Source organism: Amycolatopsis sp. cmx-4-83 (assembly GCF_046548815.1).
GTDB classification, from domain to species: domain Bacteria; phylum Actinomycetota; class Actinomycetes; order Mycobacteriales; family Pseudonocardiaceae; genus Amycolatopsis; species Amycolatopsis pretoriensis_A.
This window is the reverse complement of the sequence record NZ_JAEBEF010000007.1, coordinates 582,095-589,328: the sequence shown is the minus strand read 5'-3', so window position 1 is coordinate 589,328 and position 7,234 is coordinate 582,095. Positions and strand designations below refer to the sequence as shown.

The following is a 7,234-nucleotide window of genomic DNA, read 5'->3' as shown; positions in this document are numbered from 1 at the left end:
CGCGGCTGAGCCAGCCACCCGAGACGGCCGCGCTCGACCAGGCCTTGCGCGGGCGTCGCCGAACCAGTGCCCAGAGGTCCGGAGCCGCCTGGAAGACCGCGGCGGACTTCGCGTTCCTCAAGGTGGCTTACGGGCAGGTCGTGAGCCGGACCCCGCGGTGGACGGGCCAGCCGCAGGTCAGGGGCTCGGGCGGTCGCCTGGCCGCGGAGCCGGTCGGGGAACATTTCCCACGCGGCCCGGCGGAGAAAGCTCCTGCGACCCGCGACGCGACGGGGAGCGGTCTCCGCCGGCCGGGCCGGAACGGCTCCGCGTGGGAAGAAACGTGGGAACAGCTCCCGAAAACCGCGATTTCGGCCCTTCCGGGGTCAGTACTCGTAGCGGCGCACCTGCTCCGGGTGCAGCACCAGCCGGAGCTGCTCCGCGGCCAGGATCTCCTTCAGGTCCGCCGCCCGGGCAGGGTCGGACAGGTCCCAGTAGCGGGCCGCCAGGCGCTCCGCGAGGTCGTGGGCGCCGTCGGTCTCGAACGAAACCCCGCCCGAGACCGAAATCCAGCGTTCGCGCTCGCCCACCGGGGCCGCCACCACGATCGACGCGTGCGGGTCGCGGTGGAGGCGGCGGACCTTGGGCGCGTCCGGCTCCGAAAACAACTGCAGCGTGCCCTCCGCCGTGGCCTCGAACCAGACCGGGCGCGGCTGTCCTCCCGCCACCGTCAGAAAACCGTGCAGCGGGCGGTGGAGGAACTCGAGGTCCGAAGGGGTCAAGGTGTCCATGCCCCTGATTCAACCCGCCCGGCTCGGACGATCCCATGGGTGAAAAACCGGACTACCTGTGCGATCGTCCAAGCATGGACGTTCTGGGTGACCTCTTCCGCGACGTGCGGGCGCACGGCTCGCTCTTCGGCAGCTCCGCCCTCTCCCCGCCCTGGTCGCTGCACTTCGTCGACGGGGCGCCGCTCACCCTCTGCACCGTCCTCGACGGCGCGGGCTGGATCGTGCCCGAAGACGGCCCGCCGGTGCCGCTGCGTGCCTACGAGACCGTCGTCGTGCGCGGGCCCGGGACCTTCCGGTTCGTCGATGACCCCGGCACCCGCGCCGAAACCGTTGCCTGCGGGGAATTCTGCGCCGAACCGGACCAGGGCGGGACCCGGCACCGGCGGGGGTGGTACGACCCCGGGACCGGCGCCACGACCCTGATCGTCGGGGCCTACCCCGTCGGCGGGGAGCTCAGCCGCCCGCTGCTGGACGCCCTGCCCGTCGTGCTGCGCGTGGCCGGCGGGGGCACCGGGGACGCCGTGCTCGACCACCTCGCCGCCGAAGTCGCCGCCGACACGCCGGGGCAGCAGGTCGTCCTCGACCGGCTGCTCGACTGGATGCTCGTCTGCACGCTGCGCGAGTGGTTCGACCGGCCCGGCGGCGAGCCCCCGGCCTGGTGGACCGCCCAGCGCGACCCCGTCGTCGGCCACGCGCTGCGGCTGCTGCACGACGAGCCCGCGGCGCCGTGGACGGTGGGCGCGCTGGCCGGCCGGGCCGGCGTGTCGCGGTCGACGCTCGCCAAGCGCTTCGCCGACCTCGTGGGCGAACCGCCGCTGACCTACCTCACCCGCCGCCGGATGACGCTCGCCGCCGACCGCCTCCTCGACGGCGCCAGCGTGGCGACGGTCGCGCGCGAAGTCGGGTACGCCGACCCCTTCGCGTTCAGCGCCGCCTTCAAGCGCGTCCGCGGGGTCAACCCGAGCGGGTTCCGGAAGCACCGACCACCCGAAAAGACGGCGACCCAGGTGTTGTCAGACCGTCAACAAGGGTGCATCGTGGAGGGGTAGCCGATCTCAGCGGGGAGATGGTCACTTTGCCGGGCACCGTGAGCCGAGCCGCCGAAGCACTGCGTGAACGCGTGCCGCCCTTGACGGCGCTCCCCCTCCCCCGCGGGGTCGACGAGCGCTGGCTGCGGTCGCGCTGGCCGGTCAAGGAACTCGCGGCACCGCCCGCGGGCAGCGGCCTCAAGCCCGTGCTCGGCGACGAAGGCCCGCCGGTGGTCGGGCACATGCTCGAGATGATGCGCTTCGGCCCCGCGTTCGGCCTCCGCCGCCACGAGCTCTACGGCCCGGTGTCGTGGACCGCCGGCTTCGGGCGGCGGATCGTCGCGCTGTCCGGGCCGGAAGCCACGCAGATCGCGCTCGTCAACAAGGACAAGGCGTTCTCGCAGGAGGGCTGGAAGTTCTTCATCGAGAAGTTCTTCGAGCGCGGCCTGATGCTGATGGACTTCGGCGAGCACCACCTGCACCGCCGGATCATGCAGGAGGCCTTCACCCGGCAGCGGCTGACCGGCTACGTCAACGAGATGGGCCCCGCGCTGCGCGAAGGCGTCGCGAGCTGGGAGTCGAACGGGCGGCCGCGGCTGTACTGGTCGCTCAAGCAGCTGACCCTCGACGTCGCGACGCGCGTGTTCATGGGCATGCGCAGCGGCGCCGACGCGCACCGGATCAACCGCGCGTTCGTCGACTCCGTGCGCGCCGGCACCGCGTTCGTGCGCTTCCCGGTGCCGGGCGGGCGCTGGGCGGCCGGCCTGCACGGGCGGCGCGTCCTCGAGCGCTACTTCGGCGAGAACCTCCCGGCCAAGCGGGCTTCCGACGGCGACGACCTGTTCTCCGCGCTCTGCCACGCCACCACCGAGGACGGCGACCGGTTCAGCGACACCGACATCGTCAACCACATGATCTTCCTGATGATGGCCGCGCACGACACGACGACCATCACCAGCAGCGCCATGGCGTACTACCTGGCCAAGCACCCGGAGTGGCAGGAGCGCGCCCGCGCGGAGTCCCTCGCGCTGGGCGACGACGTCCTCGACATCGACGCCGTCGACAAGCTGGAGACGCTCGACCTGGTCATGAAGGAGGCGCTGCGGCTGGTCGCGCCGGTGCCGTCGCTGACCCGCCAGACCGTCAAGGACACCGAGGTGCTCGGGCACTACATTCCGGCGGGCACGCTGGTCGGCGTCTCGCCCACGATCAACCACTTCACGCCGGAGTGCTGGACGAACCCCTTCGAGTTCGACCCCGAGCGGTTCGCCGAGCCGCGCCGCGAGGACAAGTCGCACCGGATGGCGTGGATGCCCTTCGGCGGCGGCGCGCACAAGTGCATCGGGCTCCACTTCGGCGGGCTCGAGGTGAAGTTGCTGATGCACGAAATGCTGCGCGCCTACCGCTGGTCGGTTCCGGAGAGTTACACCGCGAAGTGGGATTACGTCTCGTTGCCGGTCCCGGCCGACGGTCTGCCGGTCCGGCTTACGCCTCGCTGACGCGATCACCGTCTACCACGGCATACAGGCCGTGACAAGATGTCACCTCATGTGGACACTCGTTCACTCGTTCAGCCGGTAGACACCCCGTGACCCGCATGATGGCGTGGCATCGGTCGCGGGCGAGGGGTACCCAGTGTTTCCCCATGCCCGCCGACACCCCGTCTGAACTGGCCTGACCTGTGCGTGAAGAGGTGGAGTGTGCCTGAACCCGGAGCCGCGCCAGGACTGCTGGACGTGGCCCGCCGGTGGGCGGCGACGTTGGCCGACACCAAAGGAGTAACACTTCCCCCGGAGGAGCTCGAACCCCTCCTGCTCGAGGTCGCGACCGAGGCGGCCGACCACGCCGGCTCGCGCCACGACGGCGCGCTGCAGCGGTTCTCCGCGCTCTACGCCGCGTCACCGATGGGGATCGCGCTGGCCGACCCGGACGGCGACATCGTGGAGGCCAACCTCGCGCTCGGCCAGCTGCTCGGCTGCTCACCGGAGAAGCTGCGCGGCAAGCACCTCACCGACCTCGGCTCGACCGACCACGACGTCTCGCGGCTCAAGGCCGGGCTCGAGCATGTGCGCACCGCGCGCGAGCGGTACCAGGAGCGGATGCTGCTCGACCACGCCGAGGACGGGCAGCTCTGGACCGACGTCACGCTCGCCCGGCTGCCCGGCGACCGGCCGGGGTCGGTGTACCCGGTGCTGATGGTCTCCGACGCGAACGAGCTGCACCTGCTGCAGGAACGGCTGCTGCACCAGAACGTGCACGACCCGCTGACCGGGCTGCCGAACGCGTCGTCGTTCACCACCACGCTGGAAGCGGCGCTCGGCGCCGGCGCGCACGACGACATCGCGCTGATCTACCTCGACGTCGACGGCTTCAAGGTGATCAACGACGGCCTCGGCGCCGGCGTCGGCGACCAGGTGCTGCGCGGGGTGGCGGGCAAGCTGTCGGCGGTCTTCACCGGCCACCACGACGGCTTCGTCGCGCGGCTGTCCGGCGACGGCTTCGCGGTGCTGCTGCGCGGCGAGCTCTCGGCCACCGAGGTCGTCGAGCTGGTCGAGCGCGCGCTGGAGGACCTCAACGAGCCGATCTACCTGGGCGGGCACGGCATCGGCGTCAGCGCGAGCGCGGGCATCGTGGTGCGCGCGGCCGTCGAGGGCGGCGCGGCGGAGCTGCTGCGGGCGGCGGAAATCGCGCTGCACCGCGCCAAGGAGGCCGGCAAGGCGCAGTGGATGCTGTTCGACCCGGAGCTGGACGCCCGCGACCGCGGCCGCTACCAGCTCGGTGCGGTGATCGCGGGCGCGCTGGAGAACGGCGAGTTCTCGCTCGTCTACCAGCCGACGGTCCGGCTCGCCCGCCCGGCCGAGCTGGCCGCCGTCAACGCCGGGCTGCGGTGGAACCACCCGGAGAAGGGCGAGCTGAGCTCCGACGAGTTCTACCCGCTGGCCCAGACGACGGGCATGACGGTGCCGCTCGGCCGCTGGCTCCTGGCCGAGTCCCTGGCGGCGACGGCCCGCTGGCGCACCCGCTTCGGCGAGGCGGCGCCCGACGTCTGCGTCCGCCTCCCGGCGCGCCTGGCCATCGACCCGGACCTGGTCCTGCTGGTGAAGGAGCAGCTGGACAAGCACGAGCTGCCGGCGAAGGCCCTGCGCCTGTGCACCGACCGCGACTCGGTCCTCGACCCGGGCGGCGAGGTCCTGGAGTCGTTCGCGGTGCTGTCCGACCTCGGCGCCCAGCTGGTCCTGACGATTTCGGGCTCGGCGGACCTGGAGCTGATCCCCCAGCACGACCTCCCGATCCGCCACGTGATCCTGTCCGGCCCGGTGATCGACGCGCTCGACGCCCCGGAGCCGGCGGAGGCGGACGTCCGCCACCTGACCCAGCTGATCACCCGCGCCCGCGAGCTGGAGCTGCGCGTCGGCGCGGAGGGCGTCCGCACGCACGAGCAGGCGGCCCGGCTGCGGCAGCTGGGCGTCCTGGCGGCGAGGGGCCCGTTCGTGACGGATTCGGCGACGGGCGACGAGGTCGACGAGCTGATCGCGCGGCACCCGGGCTGAGCCGGCGACCAAGCCGATGGCGGGCCGGCTCCGAAGTACCGGCAGGATGGTTGTGCCGCCGACGAAAGGACGTCCATGGACGCCGGAGACCTCGCCCCCGACTTCACGCTGCCCGATGACCGGGGGGCCGACCGCACGCTGTCGGACTTCCTGGCCACCGGGCCGGTCGTGCTGTTCTTCTACCCCGCCGCCATGACCGGGGGCTGCACCGCCGAGAGCTGCCACTTCCGCGACCTCGCCGCCGAGTTCGCCGAGGTGGGCGCGCACCGGATCGGGATCAGCCCGGACGGCGTCACCAAGCAGCGGCAGTTCTCCGAAGCCAACGGCTTCGACTACCCGCTGCTGTCCGATGTGGACGGCGAGGTCGCGAAGCAGTTCGGCGTCTGGCGGAAACTCCTGCCGCTGCACGCCAAGCGCGCCACGTTCGTGATCGGCGAGGACCGGAAGGTGCTCGAGAAGATCAAGAGCGAGCTGAACTTCACGGTCCACGCCGACCAGGCGCTCAAGGTGCTGCGGGAGCGCAACAAGGTTTCCTGAGCGGTCAGCGGCGCCACCCGCGCGGCGGCCAGCCCGGCGGCCGGCGGACACCGGCCGCCGGCCACCCCCGCGGCCGGTCGCGCCGGCGCCGCCGGAGCGCGTACTCGTGGGCGTCGGCCCGGTTCCCGCGCCGCTCGGCCCGGCTCGCGACCTCGCGGCGCTCGCACAGCCACCGATCGCTCACATATCCCCAGTTCACGGCCTCTCCCTCCGCCAGACGTGGTTGGTGCCCGCGCACGACGGAGCGAGCGGCTTCTCGACGGGTTCCTCGCGCACCTTGGTGAACCCGAGGCGCTCGGGCACCGCTCCACTTCGGACGTTCAGCTCGTCGTGCTTGATCTCGACGTAGCCCGCGCCGAGCCGGAACGCTTCCGCCGTCAGGAAACCGGCGGCCCGGGTGATCAGGCCGCGGCCGGTGTAGCCGTCCGCGAGCCAGTAGCCGATCTCGACGCCGCCGTCCCGGGCCATCGTGCCGATGGCGCCCGCGATCGCACCGCCGACGCGGATCGCGAAGTCGTGGGTTTCGCCGGTCTCCCAGTTTTCCCTGGTGCGCCGCAAGAACTCGGCGGAGTCATCGGCCGTGTAGCCGTCACTCGCCCAGATCATCCACGCCCCGATGCGCGCGAGGGACCCGCCGACGACCGCGGTGAGCTCCGGCCCGTCGGCGAACTGCCAGCGGGCCAAGGTGAATTCGTCCACGTGGTACTTCTCGGCCGGGGTCTCCATGGCTCCCATGGTGCCCCGGCCGAGGATCGAGCGCGCGTGAATTTCCGGCTCGGCCCCTGCCTGCGGAGCGCGTGGCGCCCTCACACCACCCGGCGACGGCCGGAAATCGACTGGCGCATCGACGTAGACCGGCGCAACGGCCAAATGGCACTTCCCGCCGACGGAGGGCGATCTTCGCAACCAGATCGGAAGCCTGGCAGTAGATGCCGACCCGCCAATATCGGACCAGCACGTCGTTTCGCGGGTAGTACTCAAGAAATTCGCTGCGCCCGGCAGACGAAGCGCCGGACAGCGATCCGACGCCGACGGCCCCTCACGCAGAGGCCATCAAAGATGGCATAGCGCTCCACTTGGTCCGCAGCCCACGCTACCTCGAGGTTCACCAGCGAAGCGCCGAAGAGAGCGCAGGTCGTCTGCCAGGAAGCACCGTATCGGCACGAAGACTTGCCGAGCAGGGAGTTCCGAGCAAGACACGGTCTCGACACCCGATCCCCTGAGCTTTGCGAACACTTCTCGAGGAATCGTTCGACGACTGTTCGGAGCTTCAGAAGACCGGAAGGCCGGCCCGCGCCTCGTTGGGAAATCTGGCGGGCTCCCGCCGGACTCGAACTGTTGATCTCGG

7 protein-coding genes are annotated in these 7,234 nt (G+C 71.5%); 4 read left to right on the top strand and 3 right to left on the bottom strand.

All coding sequences use genetic code 11. The features are described from left to right. Positions 1 to 365 precede the first annotated feature (365 nt). Positions 366 to 770 carry a pyridoxamine 5'-phosphate oxidase family protein gene (locus tag ACLJQM_RS24385; RefSeq protein ID WP_410632884.1) on the bottom strand — a complete coding sequence of 135 codons (405 nt, stop codon included), beginning with the start codon at positions 768 to 770 and terminating at the stop codon, positions 366 to 368. A 74-nt stretch (positions 771 to 844) separates the two neighbouring features. Here ACLJQM_RS24385 and ACLJQM_RS24380 point away from each other — a divergent pair, with 74 nt between their 5' ends. The 4 genes from ACLJQM_RS24380 (at position 845) to ACLJQM_RS24365 (ending at position 5,886) form a co-directional block, all read left to right on the top strand. Further along, complete coding sequence (locus ACLJQM_RS24380) at positions 845 to 1,819, top strand: AraC family transcriptional regulator (protein ID WP_410632883.1); 975 nt, start codon at positions 845 to 847, stop codon at positions 1,817 to 1,819. A gap of 17 nt (positions 1,820 to 1,836) precedes the next feature. Beyond that, the gene (locus tag ACLJQM_RS24375) at positions 1,837 to 3,297 is read left to right on the top strand and encodes a cytochrome P450 (protein WP_410632882.1); all 1,461 of its coding nucleotides are present in this window, start codon (positions 1,837 to 1,839) and stop codon (positions 3,295 to 3,297) included. Between the two features lie 237 nt (positions 3,298 to 3,534). Continuing rightward, entirely contained in the window at positions 3,535 to 5,349 is a 1,815-nt protein-coding gene (locus ACLJQM_RS24370) for a diguanylate cyclase domain-containing protein (RefSeq protein ID WP_360773545.1), read from the top strand. Between the two features lie 75 nt (positions 5,350 to 5,424). Then, positions 5,425 to 5,886: a peroxiredoxin gene (locus ACLJQM_RS24365; RefSeq protein ID WP_247011409.1), complete on the top strand. Its 462-nt coding sequence runs from the start codon at positions 5,425 to 5,427 to the stop codon at positions 5,884 to 5,886. Positions 5,887 to 5,890: 4 nt separating this feature from the next. Here the strand turns inward: ACLJQM_RS24365 and ACLJQM_RS24360 are convergent, their stop codons facing one another. Continuing rightward, a complete protein-coding gene (locus ACLJQM_RS24360; protein WP_247011411.1) occupies positions 5,891 to 6,085 on the bottom strand; it encodes a hypothetical protein in 195 nt (64 codons plus the stop codon). After that, positions 6,082 to 6,612 carry a GNAT family N-acetyltransferase gene (locus tag ACLJQM_RS24355; RefSeq protein WP_410632881.1) on the bottom strand — a complete coding sequence of 177 codons (531 nt, stop codon included), beginning with the start codon at positions 6,610 to 6,612 and terminating at the stop codon, positions 6,082 to 6,084. Before ACLJQM_RS24355 ends, ACLJQM_RS24360 begins: the two co-directional genes overlap by 4 nt. Positions 6,613 to 7,234: the final 622 nt, after the last annotated feature.

Excerpts from the sequence above, each read along its gene's own strand:
- ACLJQM_RS24385 (WP_410632884.1), bottom strand. The coding sequence starts at position 770 with ATGGACACCTTGACCCCTTCGGACCTCGAGTTCCTCCACCGCCCGCTG.
- ACLJQM_RS24380 (WP_410632883.1), top strand. The coding sequence starts at position 845 with ATGGACGTTCTGGGTGACCTCTTCCGCGACGTGCGGGCGCACGGCTCG.
- ACLJQM_RS24375 (WP_410632882.1), top strand. The coding sequence starts at position 1,837 with ATGGTCACTTTGCCGGGCACCGTGAGCCGAGCCGCCGAAGCACTGCGT.
- ACLJQM_RS24365 (WP_247011409.1), top strand. The coding sequence starts at position 5,425 with ATGGACGCCGGAGACCTCGCCCCCGACTTCACGCTGCCCGATGACCGG.
- ACLJQM_RS24355 (WP_410632881.1), bottom strand. The coding sequence starts at position 6,612 with ATGGAGACCCCGGCCGAGAAGTACCACGTGGACGAATTCACCTTGGCC.